Source organism: Enterococcus sp. LJL120, from assembly GCF_054871765.1.
The window spans coordinates 294,092-310,363 of the sequence record NZ_JBTXLV010000004.1 but is presented as its reverse complement, the minus strand read 5'-3'; the positions used below and the strand labels follow the sequence as shown (position 1 = coordinate 310,363).

13 protein-coding genes are annotated in these 16,272 nt (G+C 39.5%); 12 read left to right on the top strand and 1 reads right to left on the bottom strand.

Annotated features, from left to right (window positions below):
* Positions 1-3: 3 nt before the first annotated feature.
* The 10 genes from ACYSNU_RS08870 to ACYSNU_RS08825 all read left to right on the top strand — a co-directional run bounded on the left by ACYSNU_RS08870 (position 4) and on the right by ACYSNU_RS08825 (position 10,721).
* Positions 4-201, top strand: a complete 198-nt coding sequence (locus ACYSNU_RS08870; RefSeq protein WP_461736923.1) for a 4-oxalocrotonate tautomerase — start codon at positions 4-6, stop codon at positions 199-201.
* A gap of 17 nt (positions 202-218) precedes the next feature.
* A complete protein-coding gene (locus ACYSNU_RS08865) occupies positions 219-1,217 on the top strand; it encodes a VOC family protein (protein WP_461736838.1) in 999 nt (332 codons plus the stop codon).
* Positions 1,218-1,355: 138 nt separating this feature from the next.
* Complete coding sequence (locus ACYSNU_RS08860; protein ID WP_461736836.1) at positions 1,356-2,189, top strand: alpha/beta fold hydrolase; 834 nt, start codon at positions 1,356-1,358, stop codon at positions 2,187-2,189.
* 592 nt (positions 2,190-2,781) lie between these two features.
* Positions 2,782-4,296, top strand: a complete 1,515-nt coding sequence (abc-f, locus tag ACYSNU_RS08855; protein WP_461736835.1) for a ribosomal protection-like ABC-F family protein — start codon at positions 2,782-2,784, stop codon at positions 4,294-4,296.
* A gap of 373 nt (positions 4,297-4,669) precedes the next feature.
* Positions 4,670-5,467 (top strand): 30S ribosomal protein S2, encoded by a 798-nt coding sequence (gene rpsB / locus ACYSNU_RS08850; protein ID WP_265459149.1) that lies wholly within the window; start codon positions 4,670-4,672, stop codon positions 5,465-5,467.
* A 117-nt stretch (positions 5,468-5,584) separates the two neighbouring features.
* Positions 5,585-6,466: a translation elongation factor Ts gene (tsf, locus tag ACYSNU_RS08845; RefSeq protein ID WP_265459150.1), complete on the top strand. Its 882-nt coding sequence runs from the start codon at positions 5,585-5,587 to the stop codon at positions 6,464-6,466.
* 201 nt (positions 6,467-6,667) lie between these two features.
* Positions 6,668-7,387, top strand: coding sequence for a UMP kinase (gene pyrH / locus ACYSNU_RS08840; protein ID WP_265459151.1), 720 nt, complete (start codon positions 6,668-6,670; stop codon positions 7,385-7,387).
* Positions 7,388-7,389: 2 nt separating this feature from the next.
* On the top strand, positions 7,390-7,947 hold the full coding sequence (gene frr, locus ACYSNU_RS08835; protein WP_461736834.1) for a ribosome recycling factor: 558 nt from the start codon (positions 7,390-7,392) through the stop codon (positions 7,945-7,947).
* 1,167 nt (positions 7,948-9,114) lie between these two features.
* Positions 9,115-9,924 carry an isoprenyl transferase gene (locus tag ACYSNU_RS08830; protein WP_461736833.1) on the top strand — a complete coding sequence of 270 codons (810 nt, stop codon included), beginning with the start codon at positions 9,115-9,117 and terminating at the stop codon, positions 9,922-9,924.
* Positions 9,921-10,721 (top strand): phosphatidate cytidylyltransferase, encoded by an 801-nt coding sequence (locus tag ACYSNU_RS08825; protein WP_265459154.1) that lies wholly within the window; start codon positions 9,921-9,923, stop codon positions 10,719-10,721. The genes ACYSNU_RS08830 and ACYSNU_RS08825 overlap by 4 nt, the downstream gene beginning before the upstream one ends.
* A 59-nt stretch (positions 10,722-10,780) precedes the next feature.
* On the opposite strand, the gene ACYSNU_RS08820 is transcribed toward ACYSNU_RS08825, so the two are convergent.
* Complete coding sequence (locus ACYSNU_RS08820; RefSeq protein WP_461736831.1) at positions 10,781-12,514, bottom strand: adenine deaminase C-terminal domain-containing protein; 1,734 nt, start codon at positions 12,512-12,514, stop codon at positions 10,781-10,783.
* 697 nt (positions 12,515-13,211) lie between these two features.
* Here ACYSNU_RS08820 and rseP point away from each other — a divergent pair.
* Together rseP and ACYSNU_RS08810 are read left to right on the top strand one after the other, a co-directional pair.
* A complete protein-coding gene (gene rseP, locus ACYSNU_RS08815; protein WP_461736829.1) occupies positions 13,212-14,483 on the top strand; it encodes an RIP metalloprotease RseP in 1,272 nt (423 codons plus the stop codon).
* A gap of 39 nt (positions 14,484-14,522) precedes the next feature.
* Complete coding sequence (locus tag ACYSNU_RS08810) at positions 14,523-16,232, top strand: proline--tRNA ligase (protein WP_461736827.1); 1,710 nt, start codon at positions 14,523-14,525, stop codon at positions 16,230-16,232.
* The last annotated feature ends 40 nt before the right edge of the window (positions 16,233-16,272 follow it).

Sequence of the window (16,272 nt, the reverse complement as noted above, 5' to 3'; positions counted from 1 at the left end):
GGAATAAAGATACCCCTTGTTCATATTGATTTAATAGCAGGCAGAACTCCAGAAGTGATTGAAAAATTAATTGCTGAAGTAACAGCAACCGTCAGTCAAACCTTGGAGTCACCACCGGAAAAAATTCGCGTTGTGATCAATGAAGTACCGGCTAGTCATTGGGGTATTGCTGGTGTTTCAGCAAATAAATTTGTAAAATAGAAAAGGAGAGAACCAACATGTCAAACCAAACTGTAGAGCCGTTATTTGAAGTTGCCCAATTAGCTATGATTAATCTTTACACGCCTAAACTCCATGAGTCCATCAAGTTTTTTGAAGTGATGGGAATGATTGTTGTTCATGAGGACAAAGAGGGCAGTGTTTATATGCGGGCTTATGAAGACCCTTACAAATACTCCATGAAATTAACGCCCCATCATGAAGCTGGCTTGGCAAAAGCTAGCTGGCGGGTGACAAGTCAAGCGGCTTTAGATCGTCGAGTTGCGGTCTTGGAAAAAATGCCGCAGGGACAAGGTTGGGTTGAACCAGCATATGGACGAGGCAAAGCTTACGAATTTACCAGCCCAGACCAACATCGTTTTGAATTATTCTTTGATGTGGAATACTATGAAGCGCCAGAAGAATTAAAATCAAAACTAAATAATCGGCCGCAAAGACGTCCGTTAACCGGCGTGCCTGTTCGTCGTCTTGATCATATGAACTGTTTGGCAAAAGACGTTGATAAAAATGTTGATTTCTTTACAGAAGTTCTTGGCTTTAACGTGCGGGAATATTTGGCAAAAGAAGATGGCTCAAAGGGAGCTGCTTGGTTATCAGTCTCTGCTTTGGTACACGAAATTGCCTTTATGACTGATGGCATGTTTGAAAAGGCAGAACCTGGACGGCTTCATCATGTGGCCTACTGGTTCGGCGACCCTCAAGATTTAGAATATCTTTCAGATGCTTTAACTGAATTGGGGATTCCGATTGAAGCTGGCCCATTAAAACATGGTGTATCCCAAGCGAAATGTATGTACGTAATCGAGCCTGGCGGTAATCGTATCGAATTATTCGGTGACACAGGTTATCTAATCTTTGATCCAACTTGGAAACCAGTTGAATGGAACATCCATGATGCCGATAAAGCCATTATCTGGTACGGTGCTGAGCTGCCCCACAGCTATTTCCGTTATGGTACACCAGTCATTGAAGACAAAGAAATTACGCCATTTTTCTAGCCAAAGAAGTTAGTTAGAACTTGCTAAAATGGTTGATAATTTTGAAGCCCTTAAATAAAGCATGCGCCCTCCATTTTTTTGGAGGGCAACTGCCTTTTCAATTGTTGTGAAGAAAATTAAAAAAAGAGGAGAATTACTATGGAAAAAAGACCGGAAATTGCGAATTCAATTCAAACTGGAAATTTTAAAACTAATTATCACGACTTAGGGAATGCCGATGGTGAAACAATTGTGATGCTACACGGGTCAGGCCCCGGGGTAACGGCTTGGGCTAATTGGAATAAAGTTTTTCCGATTTGGCAGGATGATTTTCATTTGCTGGCACCTGATATGGTCGGCTTTGGCTATACTGAACGGCCAGCTGGCATCAGCTACAACATGAATGTTTGGGTGCAGCAAACGATTGACTTTTTTGATGCTCTGGGCATTGAAAAGGCAAACTTAGTTGGAAATTCTTTTGGTGGGGCCCTCGCCTTGTCAATGGCCATTAAATATCCGGAAAGAGTTAATAAAATTATTTTGATGGGTAGTATGGGTGTCAGTTTTAAATTAACTTACGGACTAGATCGGGTATGGGGGTACCAGCCTTCTTTAGCAAACATGGAGGAATTGTTAGAAATTTTCACGTATGATCATTCCTTTGTTACGCCAGAGCTGGTTAAAACCCGTTATGAATCTAGTAAAAAACCAGAGTTTCATGAGAGCTTCTCATCAATGTTTCCAGCTCCTCGGCAAAATGGCGTTGAAGGGATGGCAGGCAATCAACATTACATTCGCGATATTCCCCATGAAACTTTGATTATCCATGGTAGAGAAGATCGCGTCATTCCTGTCGAAACTTCTTTAAAACTCTCAAAACTGATTAAGAATTCGGAACTGCACATCTTTGGTAAATGCGGCCATTGGACACAAATTGAAAAGACTCAGCGATTCGCAGATACTGTCAGTGATTTTCTGAAAAAAGATTGGTAAACAATTTATGAAATAAAAGAGCTTCAAGAGACGTTGTCCTTAATTTGAATTAACTAAGGCAAGTCTGTTTTGAAGCTCTTTTTAGCGTTTTCAAAATTCCTGCGTAGAATCTTCATAAGTTTTTCAAAAATTTTGTTTAAATTATTTTTAAGGAGAACGAAGCTACCGGGAGTGGTGAAAATGACCAAATTAGAAATTCTGCAATTAACAGTGGCGGTTTTATTAGCTGGTGGGATTATTTTAAAAATTAAACAGCTGTCAGCCTTTTTAAGTAATTTTTTTGAAAAAGACCGTTAGCAATGTTTTGCATTGCTTTTTTAGGAAAAATCCGCTAAAATTTAAGTAATCATCAGAGGAGGTCTTCAGCCATTGAAATTTTAAGCCAATTTTTTAGAAGAGAACAGAAAATAATTGCTCCCTTTATAGGAGGAGTTTGTTCTTTTTCAGGATTGGTCTAAAGATGGGATGAAGACATCGCTTAATTTTTTGAGCAGTTTTTTTAATCAACCCCTCAACCGTCTTGAATAGGCGGTTTTTTCACGTCTTATTACAAAACTCTTACTTGAGCTGGGGCACAAGGAGGAGTTTTTTTATGGCAACAATTGAAATAAAAGAGTTAAATTTTGCCTATGACGGTAAAGAACCACTATTTGAAGATGTCAATTTGACAATTGACAGTCATTGGAAATTAGGAATTATCGGTCGTAATGGTCGAGGGAAAACCACTTTAATGAAGCTCTTGTTAGGTCAAGAAGAATATAACGGGCAAATTATTCATCAACAACAATTCGTGTATTTTCCTCAAACAGTCAATGATCCGACTCAATTGACCTATTACGTTTTACAGGAGTTATCTGATTTTGAAGATTGGCAGGTTTTGCGGGAGCTGCATCAATTAGGGTTGGACGACTCTATCTTTTGGCGGCCTTTTGATACCTTAAGTGGTGGGGAGCAGACAAAGATTTTGCTGAGTCTGCTGTTTTTAGAAGAAGGCTATTTTCCGTTAATCGATGAGCCGACCAATCATTTGGATTTAGCTGCTAGAGAACAAGTCGCCGGTTATTTGAAGAAAAAGAAAAATGGCTTCATTTTAATCAGCCATGATCGACAATTTGTCGATGAGACGGTGGACCATATTATTTCGATTGATAAAAATCGTTTGGTTTTGTATCAAGGAAATTATTCGACCTATGATGCTGAAAAAGAGCGGGAAGATAATTTTGAGCAGCAGCAAAATCAAAAGCTCAAGGGAGAAATTTCCCGTTTGAAAAAAACGGCCAGGGAAAAAGCTCAATGGTCACAAAGTCGTGAGACAGATAAATATGGCAAGCCGAATCAAAAAGGCAGCGGCGCCATTGGAGATACTGGCTTTATCGGTGCGCGGGCTGCCCGGGTGATGAAGAAGTCCAAGAATTTAGAACGGCGGATGGATAAAAACATTGCCGACAAGGAACAGCTGTTAAAAAATATCGAATATATTGATCCGCTGACTTTAAATTATCAACCGGATTATCATCAGCGTTTTCTGACCTTAGAAAACGTTAGCTTAAATTTTGGCGCTGAACCTCTTTTTGAAGCGGTCAATGTCGATTTGTTAAAGGGCCAGAAGCTAGCGATTACGGGTGAAAATGGTTCTGGTAAATCTGCACTATTAAAAGCGATTTTAGGGACCTTCACTGGTGAAATCAATGGAAAAATCAGTTTGACGCAGGGAATTAAAATTTCTTATATTAAGCAAAATTACGAAGCGAATCAAGGATACTTGAAGGATTTCGCTGAGACGGAGGGCTTAGATTACGAAAGTTTCCTGAGTAATTTAAAAAAGTTAGGGATGGAACGGGATGTCTTCACCCAAAAAATTGAAACAATGAGTATGGGGCAAAAGAAAAAAGTTGAGGTGGCCAAATCTTTTTCTCAACCGGCGGCTTTATACGTTTGGGATGAGCCTCTAAATTATTTGGATGTCTTCAATCATAAACAATTGGAGGAGCTGATTTTAAGTGTTGAGCCGACTTTGATTTTAGTCGATCACGATCAGCGTTTTATTGATGATATTCAAGTGGACCATCAAATAAAATTAAAAAGAGTCTTGAAATCAGCTAAATAGGATTTTTCGGATTGAAGCTAAATTTTGAAAATAACAACATATGGTTGAGCATTAACAAGTGAAATAACTGCCATGAAGACTGTTTTTCGCAGCGTAAATGGCAGTTATTTCATTGGAAAATTACTTTTTTAGAAATTTTACACTCATTTTACACTTAGATTGTAAAACAATCACAGTAAATACTGGGGAATCAGTGATTTTCTATTGACTAATTACCTGTTGTACTATAAACTATTCAGAGTGTGTCAGGTAGACACAACTATCTCACATTCAAACATGTTTTTTAAAGTGGTGCTTTCTTTACTAGAGAGTTCTTTAAAAAGTTAAGTGTTTGGAGAGGGAAACAAAAAACCAAAATTGGAGGAAACACAACATGGCAGTAATTTCAATGAAACAATTGCTAGAAGCCGGCGTTCACTTTGGTCACCAAACTCGTCGCTGGAACCCGAAAATGAAGAAATACATCTTCACAGAAAGAAATGGTATCTACATCATTGACTTGCAAAAAACAGTCAAATTAGTAGATGCAGCATACGACTACATGAAAGCTGTTGCTGAAGAAGGCGGCGTTGCTTTATTTGTCGGAACTAAAAAACAAGCACAAGAAGCAATCAAAGACGAAGCTATTCGTTCAGGTCAATACTATGTAAACCACCGTTGGTTAGGCGGAACTTTAACTAACTGGGATACAATTCAAAAACGTATTTCTCGTTTGAAACAAATCAATACGATGGAAGAAGATGGCACTTTTGAAGTGTTGCCTAAAAAAGAAGTTGTTGGTTTGAATAAAGAACGGGAACGTCTACAAAAATTCTTAGGCGGTATCGCTGATATGCCGAGAATTCCTGATGTAATGTACATCGTAGACCCTCGTAAAGAACGCATCGCTGTTCAAGAAGCTCACAAATTAAACATTCCAATCGTGGCAATGGTTGATACAAACTGTGATCCAGATGAAATCGATGTAGTGATTCCTTCAAATGATGACGCAATTCGCGCCGTTAAATTGATTACTGCGAAAATGGCTGATGCCTTTATCGAAGGTAACCAAGGGGAAGACCAAGTGATTGAAGAAGATTTTGTCGTTGAAACAGATGCAGACGGCGCAACTTCAATCGAAGAAATCGTTGATGTAGTAGAAGGCGACAACGCTGCTGAATCAGCTGAATAATTTTTAAAAATCGGAGCTGTTTCAAAGGCTAGGCTACAGGCCGCACTCTCCTTTGAAGCAGCTTTTTTTAGAGAAAATGATATCCAATAAAATTTATCATCAGGAGGAATTACTAAAATGGCAGATGTAACAGCTAAAATGGTAAAAGAATTACGGGAAAGAACTGGCGTTGGCATGATGGACGCTAAAAAAGCATTAGTTGAAGTAGAAGGCGATATGGATCAAGCAATCGACTTATTACGTGAAAAAGGGATGGCTAAAGCCGCTAAGAAAAATGACCGGATTGCAGCAGAAGGTTTAGCTTCTGTCGCTGTTAATGGGAACGTTGCAGCGATTGTTGAAGTGAACTCTGAAACTGACTTCGTTTCTAAAAATGAAATGTTCCAAGACTTAGTTAAAGAAATCGCTGAAGTAATTGCAGCAAACAAACCTGCTGACATGGATGCAGCAATGGCTTTAGAAACTTCTAAAGGCAAAATGGACGCTGCTTTAATCGAAGCAACACAAGTTATCGGTGAAAAAATCAGCTTTCGCCGTTTTGAAATCGTTGAAAAAACTGACGATGCTGCATTTGGCGCATACCTACACATGGGCGGCCGGATTGCTGTATTAGCTTTATTAGAAGGCACAACTGACGAAAACGTAGCCAAAGACGTTGCAATGCACGTTGCGGCTATCAACCCTCGTTATGTGAATGAAACTCAAATTCCTCAAGAAGAATTAGATCATGAAAAAGCAATCTTAACTGAACAAGCTTTAAATGAAGGCAAACCAGCTCAAATCGTTGAAAAAATGGTTGAAGGCCGCTTGAAGAAATTCAAAGCAGAAATTGCTTTAGTTGACCAACCTTTCGTTAAAGATCCTGACATGACAGTGGAACAATATGTTGCTTCTAAAGGCGCAACTGTTAAATCATTCACTCGTTTTGAAGTCGGCGAAGGTATTGAAAAACGTGAAGATAACTTTGTTGAAGAAGTTATGAGCCAAGTGAAAAAATAATCTGTTTATGATAACAGATGGGAACCCATGAAAATGGGCTCCCTTTTTTTGCAGTCAAACAGCCCCATGACAGCAAAAATTATAATTGCTTTAAACAGACAAATTTTTTTATATTAAAAAATAACTGAAACTAAGAGATACTTTGGCAGTTGGTCCAAGACTATGATAAAATATCTGTTAGAAAGAGTTGGAGGAATACACATGAAACCGAAATATCAACGAGTCGTATTGAAACTTAGCGGAGAAGCTTTAGCTGGCAACGAAGGTTTTGGTATTAAGCCGCCGGTCATCAAAGAAATTATCAACGAGATTAAAGAAGTCCATGAATTAGGTGTTGAAATGGCCATCGTCGTTGGTGGCGGAAATATTTGGCGGGGGCAGATTGGTGCTCAAATGGGGATGGAAAGAGCCCAAGCGGATTACATGGGTATGTTAGCAACGGTGATGAACGCACTAGCTTTACAAGACACGTTAGAAAATGTCGGCGTACCAACCAGAGTGCAAACTTCAATTGAAATGCGACAAATTGCTGAGCCGTATATTCGTCGTCGGGCAGAACGCCATTTAGAAAAAGGTCGGATTGTGATTTTTGCCGGCGGAACCGGTAATCCATATTTTTCAACGGACACAACAGCAGCATTAAGAGCGGCTGAAATTGGCGCAGATGTCATTTTAATGGCCAAAAATAATGTCGATGGTGTTTACTCGGCTGATCCTAAAGTCGATGCAAATGCTGTCAAATTTGAAGAGTTAACACATTTAGAAGTTATTTCTAAAGGCTTACAAGTAATGGATTCAACTGCAAGTTCATTGAGTATGGACAATGATATTCCATTAGTCGTCTTTAACCTAAACGAGACTGGCAATATTCGCCGGGCGATTTTAGGAGAAAATATTGGAACAACTGTGAGGGGGAAATAATCATGGCAGATGCAATTATGGACAGTGCCAAAGAAAAAATGAAAAAAGCTGAGGAAGCTTTACAAAGAGAACTTGGACAAATCAGAGCAGGCCGGGCCAATGCCAGCCTCTTGGATCGTATTCAAGTAAATTATTATGGTGCACCAACACCAGTCAATCAAATGGCTTCAATCAACATTCCTGAAGCACGGGTCTTAATGATTACGCCTTTTGACAAAACCACTCTTGGTGATATCGAAAAAGCGATTATGGCCAGCGACATCGGCATCAGTCCAACCAATGATGGGAATGTGATTCGTTTGGTGATTCCGCAATTAACAGAAGAACGTCGGAAAGAATTAGCCAAAGAAGTAAAAAAAGTTGCTGAATCAGCAAAAATCGTAGTCCGCAACGTCCGTCGTGATACCCTTGATGACTACAAGAAACAACAAAAGAGCGGCGACTTAACAGAAGACGACTTGCGGGATATGGAAAAACAAGTTCAAACTTTGACAGACAACAGCATCAAACAAATTGATCAAATCACTGCTGACAAAGAAAAAGAATTACTAGAAGTTTAATTTTAAGCAGACGAGCAGGCAAGCGCTGTGGCGCTGGTCTGCTCTTTTTTCGCCGTAAATTTTTTAAAAAGCAGTTAAGGACTGGCAAAACTCACGAATATTCATAGGCAAGGCCGCCAGTTATTGATATAATGTTTGGGAATCTAGGGTTGGTAGTATAGAAGGTTTATGCTGTATCTTTATAAGGGTTAATTGTTTGATTTTGAGATGAATCAGCTTTTCAGTTTTGCTTTTTGCAGTAATAATAAAGAAAAAGTTTTTTTCTATGTGTTAACAAATTTAACGACACTAGCGTTTAGCAGAATGATATACGGATAAGGCTACTGATAGAGAAAGGAAGATTTCCTTGGAGGTCCTTATTTGAAATTTACGTTTGTCAGTACGCATACGATTCGACTAATTGGATTTGTTTGGTTAAGTCGAACTCGCAAATCAAACTAATTTTTTCTAGAGAAATTTATTACCTTAGTACGAAGTAGGATGTCAGTTCTGCTTTTCGCAGTATTACAACGAAGAAATGGCTCTTTCAGATTGTTAACAAATTTAACGACACTGATGTTTAGCAGAATGATATACGGATGAGGCTACTGACAGAGAAAGGAAGATTTCTCTGGAGGTCTTTATTTGAAATTTAAGTTTGTCAGTATGCATACGATTCGACTAATTGGATTTGTTTGGTTAAGTCGAACTCGCAAATCAAACTAAATTTCTCTAGAGAAATTTATTACCTTAGTACGAAGTAGGATGTCAGTTCTGCTTTTCGCAGTATACAATTTAGAAATAGCTTTTTCTGATTGTTAACAAAATTAGCGACACCGATGTTTAGCAGAATGATATACGGATGAGGCTACTGACAGAGAAAGGAAGATTTCTCTGGAGGTCCTTATTTGAAATCTAAGTTTATCAGTACGCATACGATTCAACTAATTGGATTTGTTTGGTTAAGACGAACTCGCAAATCAAATTAAATTTCTCTAGAAAAATTTATTACCTTAGTACGAAGTAGGATGTCAGTTCTGCTTTTCTCAGTATTATAATGAAGAAATGGCTCTTACTGATTGTTAACAAATTTAACGAGACCAATGTTTAGCAGAATGATATACGAATGAAAATCAAACTAATTTTTGAAAAAAATTAATTCCTTAATATGAAGTAGGAGGAAAAATCATGTTACGCTTTTTTCCACAAAAAAATAAATTTGTTCAGCCGGAAAGTGAGCTGGTTTTTGATAAAGCCGGATTTATTCCTAATCATGTGGCGATTATCATGGACGGCAATGGCCGTTGGGCGCAAAACCGCCGGCTGCCACGGGTGGCTGGTCATAAAGAAGGCATGGAAAATGTGAAACGAATTACCAAGCAGGCTTCACGAATTGGTGTCAAGGTGCTGACGCTGTATGCCTTTTCGACGGAAAATTGGAAACGGCCGGACTCTGAGGTTAATTTTTTGATGCAGCTGCCGGTTGATTTTTTTGATAAGTTCGTACCGGAATTAATTGAAGAAAACGTTAAGGTTGAGGTGATGGGCTATCGGGATGCTTTACCAGAGCATACTAAAAAAGCCGTTGCTGATGCCATCGAGCAGACGAAAAATAATACGGGCATGATTTTGAATTTTGCTTTAAACTATGGCGGTCGTGCTGAAATTTTATCGGCAGTTCAAGCGATTGGCGAAGAAATTGCCAGCGGTGAGCGCTTAGTGACGGAAATTACCGATGCAGCCATTGCAGATCATTTGATGACGGGCGTTTTACCAGCGGACTACCGCGATCCTGAATTAGTGATTAGAACTAGCGGCGAAGAGCGAATCAGCAATTTTCTGCTGTGGCAAATTGCCTATAGCGAATTATTTTTTACTGAGGCTTTGTGGCCTGATTTTAACGATGAATTATTAGAACATGCACTCGCTTCATATCAAAATCGCAATCGACGCTTTGGCGGTTTGGATGAAGCAGCAGACGAGGAGGATGAGCATTGAGACAAAGAGTGATCACTGCTGTAATTGCCCTGATATTTTTTATTCCAATTATAGCCTATGGGGGATATCCCTTAGATATAGTTGCGGCAGCGTTAGCGGTTGTTGGGGTTTATGAATTATTTAGAATGCGGGGGCTGACACTGCTAAGTTTAGAGGGTGGACTGTCAGCACTAGGCGCAATTTTATTAGTCTTACCGGTGGAGCGTTGGTTCTTCTTTTTACCAAGCGGCATCAGCAATTTTACTTTATATTATTTAATTGTTATGGTTCTTTTAGGAATTGGGGTAATCTCCAATAATTCTTACACGATTGACGAAGCCGGTTTTCCCGTAATTGTTTCATTGTATGTCGGTGTCGGCTTCCAAAATTTAGTTGCAGCCCGTTCCCACAGTGTTCAAATGGTTATTTTGGCACTATTTATTGTTTGGGCGACAGATATCGGTGCCTATATGATTGGTCGTCAATATGGCAAACGCAAACTTTTACCAAGCATTTCTCCGAATAAAACTGTTGAAGGTGCGTTAGGCGGCATTGGCTGTGCAATGTTTATCACGTTAATCTTTACGTTATTGTATCCAGCACAGCAATATTTTAACCACGGTTTATTAGCAATGATTATCTTTGCGGCTTTCTTCTCAGTCTTTGGTCAATTTGGCGATTTAGTCGAATCGGCCATCAAGCGTCATTATGATGTGAAGGATTCTGGAAAAATTTTACCTGGACATGGCGGTATTCTAGATCGCTTTGACAGCCTGCTATTTGTTTTTCCAATCATGCACTTATTTGGATTATTTTAAAAGGTCGTCACAAAAAACTGCAGCGAACAAGAACTATTCTTGTCGGCTGCAGTTTTTTATTAACGAGAAACAGAAGGAATTAATAGCTGGTTTGCTTTCACATCGAAAATTCCCGTTGGTGTAATCCTAATAAACGGCAGGTGCGTCGCTGCTAAAAACATCAGAGCAAAACCAATGTCAGCAAAAGCAAATCCGTGGGCTGCCATTATTTTTTTGAGCTCTTTATCCTTTTGAATCAATTGTTCCATCGGCAATAAAGACATGCGGCCGTCTAATTCTAAAGGTAACTCGAAAATAATTTTACCGTTATCAACCAAGACAAGGCCGCCGCCAATTGCTTTTAAACGCTCAAAGGCCAGTGTCATGTCCGGTTGATTTTTACCAATTAATAAAAGATCCATCGTGCCAGAATAAGTGGTGGCCATGCCCCCCAAGGAACTGACAAAGCCTTTAATAAAGGTGCTGACCCGCCATTTTCCTTGTTTGTCTAGTTTCACAATCAGCGCTTCATCAGCATCCAATTTCGCTTGACTAAAGGTGCCAGAAAAATTTTTTTCATAAGGGCGAGTAATTACATTGTTGATGACATGAATACCGACAGTTGTCTCAATATCAAAATCGTTTGCAGTTAAATCCCAATCAATTTTCGCTGGCCCGAAGCCAAATTCAGTCCAATTGAAATTCTGATAAGCCGTGGTTGTCTCGGTACCTTTTTTAACCCACTGGCCCTTGGCTAAGACATGGACAGGTGTAGGATTTTTTTTATCCTGCAAGAAATTGATATTAGCAATCCGGCCAGTTGCTAGTGAGCCGTATTGATCTTCGATATCATAATAGTTGGCTACGTTAAACGTCGCCATGTTATAAGCTTGTGTTTCAGGAATGCCTTTAGCCAAAACCATTTTGATTAAACGATCAGTGATGCCATTTTCATAAAAATATGGATGACCACCGTCTGTTGTCAGCATAAAGCGGCTAAATTCGTTGACGCCCGCTGCCAGTAAATCGTCTAATAGCACATCTAAATCCGGACGAATCGAAGAATCCCGCAAAGTCACCATATAGCCATTTTGAATTCTCGCCATAACTTCAGCTCCCGTCATCGCCTCATGGTCAGCATCAGCTCCCAGCAATTTAAGTTTGGCTAAAGTTTTTGCAGAAGAGCCGGGGAAATGGCCTTCAATTTTTTTGTTTCGCTTTTTGGTTTCCAACATCCAACTAAGTAATTCATCGTCGCCTTTTAATAGGCGGGGCCAAGCAGTTAATTCTCCTGCTTGAATGACGTGTTCATTATCCAACCAATCCAGAATCATTTCAGTATTAAACAAATTGTTGCCTGGTAAAAATTCGGTCTGGCTGTCCAGACGGGCCCACCAAAAAGTAGTCGTTGGTAGCTGGCTAATCGCCTCCATCATCGCAAACAAGTTTTTTGTTGGCTGTGTCATCAAGAAAAATAAATTGTCATTAATCAGCATTGTGGTCCCAAGCTTGGCTGCATATTCTGCCAGCGAAACTGGATTATAAAATTGACTTGGATGGATATGCGGTTCAATATAGCCTGGGACTAAAAAAAGATCTGTACAGTCCATGATTTCGACATCCGTTAATTCCTCTGGCATTTCCTCACCGACATAAATAATTCTATCCTGATAAATCCAGAGATTACCTTGGTCCCACCGTCTCAAGTAAACATTTAAGTAAGTCGCATTTTTTAACACCAAATTTGGTGAGCCTTGCCCATCTAATAGCGCAACTTGCTGCCTTAATTCATCAATTGACCAACGATTTTTCACAGTATTGCCTCCTTTTCGAAATAGCGCTTTCATTAATATCATTCTAGCATATTTCCTTATGGAACAAGTCATAGCGGATTCATTCTGTTTATCAGTTCCTATTATGGCAACTATCAGAATTTGTTAGAGGCGGATGTTGAAAAAATCGTTTCAAATAATACGCTTATTTGAATTAATTCTGTATTGTTTGAGGCAACTAAAAAAATATTGCTCAGATTAACAAGCTGAAAAAATGATTTCAGAGTTGCAGAGAAGAAATTAATCCGATTTAAATCAATAAAACTATTTCATTTTGCATTGATAATTCAAGCAACCAAAAAGATTTTTCTAAAAAAGTTTTTAGATTCAGCTCCTAGATTAAGTCTTTTAAACTTCTTTTACCGTAGACTGGAAAACTTTTAGTCTTTTTGCAAAATGCAGGTGTTTGCTGCAGGGTTTTTGCATAGGGGCAAGGCTGATACTAAGCCTTAGTAAATGACTCTAGGCAAACCTGCCAGTTTTTTTAAAAATTTTAAAATTTCACAAAAAATTTAAAAGACTGATAGACCAATAAAAAACTGTTGATTTTTGAGAGAAAATGGTCAGAAGCCCGCTAGTATGCTAAAATTAAGCTTGTTTTATAGAACAAACTTAGTGTAAACTCCTTACAAGGTTGAGAAAACTTTGTTAGAAAATGAAAACAAAGGAAGGATTTCAAATGAGAACAGTTATAACCTTTATTATTGTCTTTGGCGTAATCGTCTTAGTTCATGAGTTTGGTCATTTCTTTTTCGCAAAGCGCTCGGGAATTTTAGTAAGAGAATTTGCGATTGGTATGGGACCAAAGATTTGGGGGTACCGGGATAAAACCGGCACTACCTATACATTGCGTTTGCTACCAATTGGTGGTTATGTGCGGATGGCTGGCAACGGCGAAGAGGAAGTTGAGATGACTCCCGGGATGCCGATTTCAGTTGAGCTCGATCAACACAATAAAGTTGTCAAAATCAATACCAGTAAAAAAGTTCAATTAACCCACGGCATTCCTTTAGAATTGACTGAGCATGATTTAGTGGATGCTTTAACGATTTCTGGTTATGTCAATGGTGATGAGTCTGAAGTGGTGACTTACAATGTCGACCACGACGCCACAATTATTGAACCTGACGGCATTGAAATTCGGATTGCTCCGCGGGATGTGCAATTTCAATCAGCAAAATTATGGCAGCGTTTATTAACGAACTTTGCCGGTCCGATGAATAATTTTATTTTAGCGGTAGTTTTATTTATTGTGGTTGCTTTTATGCGGGGTGGTGTCTATGATTCTAATTCGACAACCCTTGGAGACATTCAAGCAGATAGTGTTGCCGCCAGCGCCGGTTTGCAATCCGGCGATACGGTTCTATCAGTAGACGGAGAAGCCGTAACGACTTGGACAGAAATGCAGACCGATATTCAAGCCAGTCCAGATGAAGAAATAACGCTTGAAGTTGAACGTGCTGGTGAAGAGCTAACAATTGATTTAACGCCAGCAGCGACCGTCTCTGGTGATGAAACTTACGGCATGATTGGGGTGAGTCCAGCTTTAATTGAGACTAGTGTCTTCGATAAAATTGCTAGCGGTTTTTCTGCGACAATTGCCAACTCGCTAGGTATCTTCCAAGCACTGGGTCGTCTGGTAACCAACTTTAGTTTAAATCAATTAGGTGGACCAGTGGCCATTTTCCAAATGTCTTCTGAGGCAGCTAATTCTGGTTTAATGACAGTCATTAGCTTCATGGCGATGCTGTCAGTTAATCTGGGCATCATGAATCTATTGCCGATTCCGGCTTTGGATGGTGGGAAAATTGTCTTAAATCTAATTGAAGGAATACGAGGCAAGCCAATTAGTCCTGAAAAAGAAGGAATTTTAACTTTGATTGGTTTTGGTTGCTTAATGCTTTTAATGATTTTTGTAACCTGGAACGATATTCAACGCTTTTTATTTTAGCTAGTTGATGAACCAATCGTAAGACGAGGAGATTTAAAAATGAAACAGTCAAAAATGTTGATTCCAACCCTGCGGGAAGTTCCAGCAGATGCTGAAGCACTGAGTCATCAAATGCTCTTGCGGGGTGGTTTTATTCGCCAAGTGTCAGCGGGGATTTATTCCTACTTGCCTTTAGCCAATCGGGTCTTGGAGAAATTAAAGGGCATTATGCGGGAAGAATTTGCGAAAATCGATGCGATTGAAATGCTGATGCCGGCTTTATTACCGGCAGAGTTGTGGAAGGAATCAGGCCGTTATGAAACTTACGGGCCAAGTTTATATCGTTTAAGCGATCGCAATCAGCGGGATATGATTTTAGGTCCCACCCATGAGGAAGCCTTCACGGAATTAATCAGGAATGAAATCAATTCCTATAAACGGTTGCCTCTTTCCTTGTATCAAATCCAAACAAAGTTTCGGGATGAAAAGCGACCACGTTTTGGATTACTGCGGGGACGGGAATTCATTATGAAGGACGGTTATTCTTTTCATGATTCTGAGGAAAGTTTAAACGAAGGCTACAAAAGTTATGAGGCTGCCTATCATAAAATTTTTGAGCGCTGCGGTTTAGAGTTTCGGGCGATTATCGGTGATGGCGGAGCGATGGGGGGCAAAGATTCCAAGGAATTTATGGCGATTGCTGACATCGGTGAAGATACGATTTGCTATTCAACGGAAAGTGATTACGCAGCCAATTTAGAAATGGCTACCAGTGAATACTCGCCAAGTATCTCAAGGGAGTCTTTAGGCGAACTCGAAAAAATTGCGACACCAAATGTTAAGACGATTCAAGAAGTTGCGGACTTCTTTGAAATTTCGCCAAAGAAAATTATTAAATCCATTTTATTTATGGCAGATGGTCAACCAGTCTTAGTTTTAGTCCGGGGAGATCACGAAGTTAACGAGATTAAATTAAAAAACTTTTTAAAGGTCGATTACTTAGAAGAAGCGGCAGAAGCAGACGTCAAAGAAAACTTTAACGCTGACTTTGGTTCGATTGGGCCAGTGGGTATTGCTGAAAACGTGAAAGTCTACGCTGATTTATTTGTACAGGATATCTCCAATGGGATTGCTGGCGCCAATGAGACGGATTTCCATTATAAAAACGTTAATTCTGTTCGGGATTTTTCTGTTAGTGAGTATGCTGATTTGCGTTACGTGAAAGAAGGCGATCCTTCACCGGATGGTTCTGGTGTATTAGCTTTTACCAAAGGAATTGAAATCGGCCATATTTTCAAACTTGGCACCCGCTATAGTGAAGCGATGGATGCAAAAGTTTTAGATGAAAATGGTCGGGAAAAAGCTGTGACAATGGGTTGCTATGGTATTGGTGTCAGCCGTTTATTGGCGGCTATCGTCGAGCAAAATGCTGATGAAAAAAGTATCCACTGGCCAGCGGGAATCGCACCGTTTGATGTGCATATCATTCAAATGAATGTCAAAGATGAGTATCAAACCCGGCTAACCGCTGAAGTTGAAGAAGCAATGAAGCAAGTCGGCTATGAAGTTTTAGTGGATGATCGCAATGAACGGGCTGGCGTGAAATTCACCGACTCTGATTTAATCGGTTGCCCGATTCGAATTACTGTTGGTAAAAAAGCAGTCGACGGTATCGTTGAAGTAAAAATTCAAAACACTGGGGAAATGATTGAAGTCAGAAAAGATGAGTTGGCTTCAACTTTAAATATTTTATTAAATCCTAGCGAATAAGTTTTGAGAGAACATCAGCTGCCGGCTGGTGTTTTTCTCT

Excerpts from the sequence above, each read along its gene's own strand:
- ACYSNU_RS08865 (WP_461736838.1), top strand. The coding sequence starts at position 219 with ATGTCAAACCAAACTGTAGAGCCGTTATTTGAAGTTGCCCAATTAGCT.
- ACYSNU_RS08830 (WP_461736833.1), top strand. The coding sequence starts at position 9,115 with ATGTTACGCTTTTTTCCACAAAAAAATAAATTTGTTCAGCCGGAAAGT.
- frr (WP_461736834.1), top strand. The coding sequence starts at position 7,390 with ATGGCAGATGCAATTATGGACAGTGCCAAAGAAAAAATGAAAAAAGCT.
- tsf (WP_265459150.1), top strand. The coding sequence starts at position 5,585 with ATGGCAGATGTAACAGCTAAAATGGTAAAAGAATTACGGGAAAGAACT.
- pyrH (WP_265459151.1), top strand. The coding sequence starts at position 6,668 with ATGAAACCGAAATATCAACGAGTCGTATTGAAACTTAGCGGAGAAGCT.
- abc-f (WP_461736835.1), top strand. The coding sequence starts at position 2,782 with ATGGCAACAATTGAAATAAAAGAGTTAAATTTTGCCTATGACGGTAAA.
- rpsB (WP_265459149.1), top strand. The coding sequence starts at position 4,670 with ATGGCAGTAATTTCAATGAAACAATTGCTAGAAGCCGGCGTTCACTTT.
- ACYSNU_RS08860 (WP_461736836.1), top strand. The coding sequence starts at position 1,356 with ATGGAAAAAAGACCGGAAATTGCGAATTCAATTCAAACTGGAAATTTT.
- ACYSNU_RS08810 (WP_461736827.1), top strand. The coding sequence starts at position 14,523 with ATGAAACAGTCAAAAATGTTGATTCCAACCCTGCGGGAAGTTCCAGCA.
- rseP (WP_461736829.1), top strand. The coding sequence starts at position 13,212 with ATGAGAACAGTTATAACCTTTATTATTGTCTTTGGCGTAATCGTCTTA.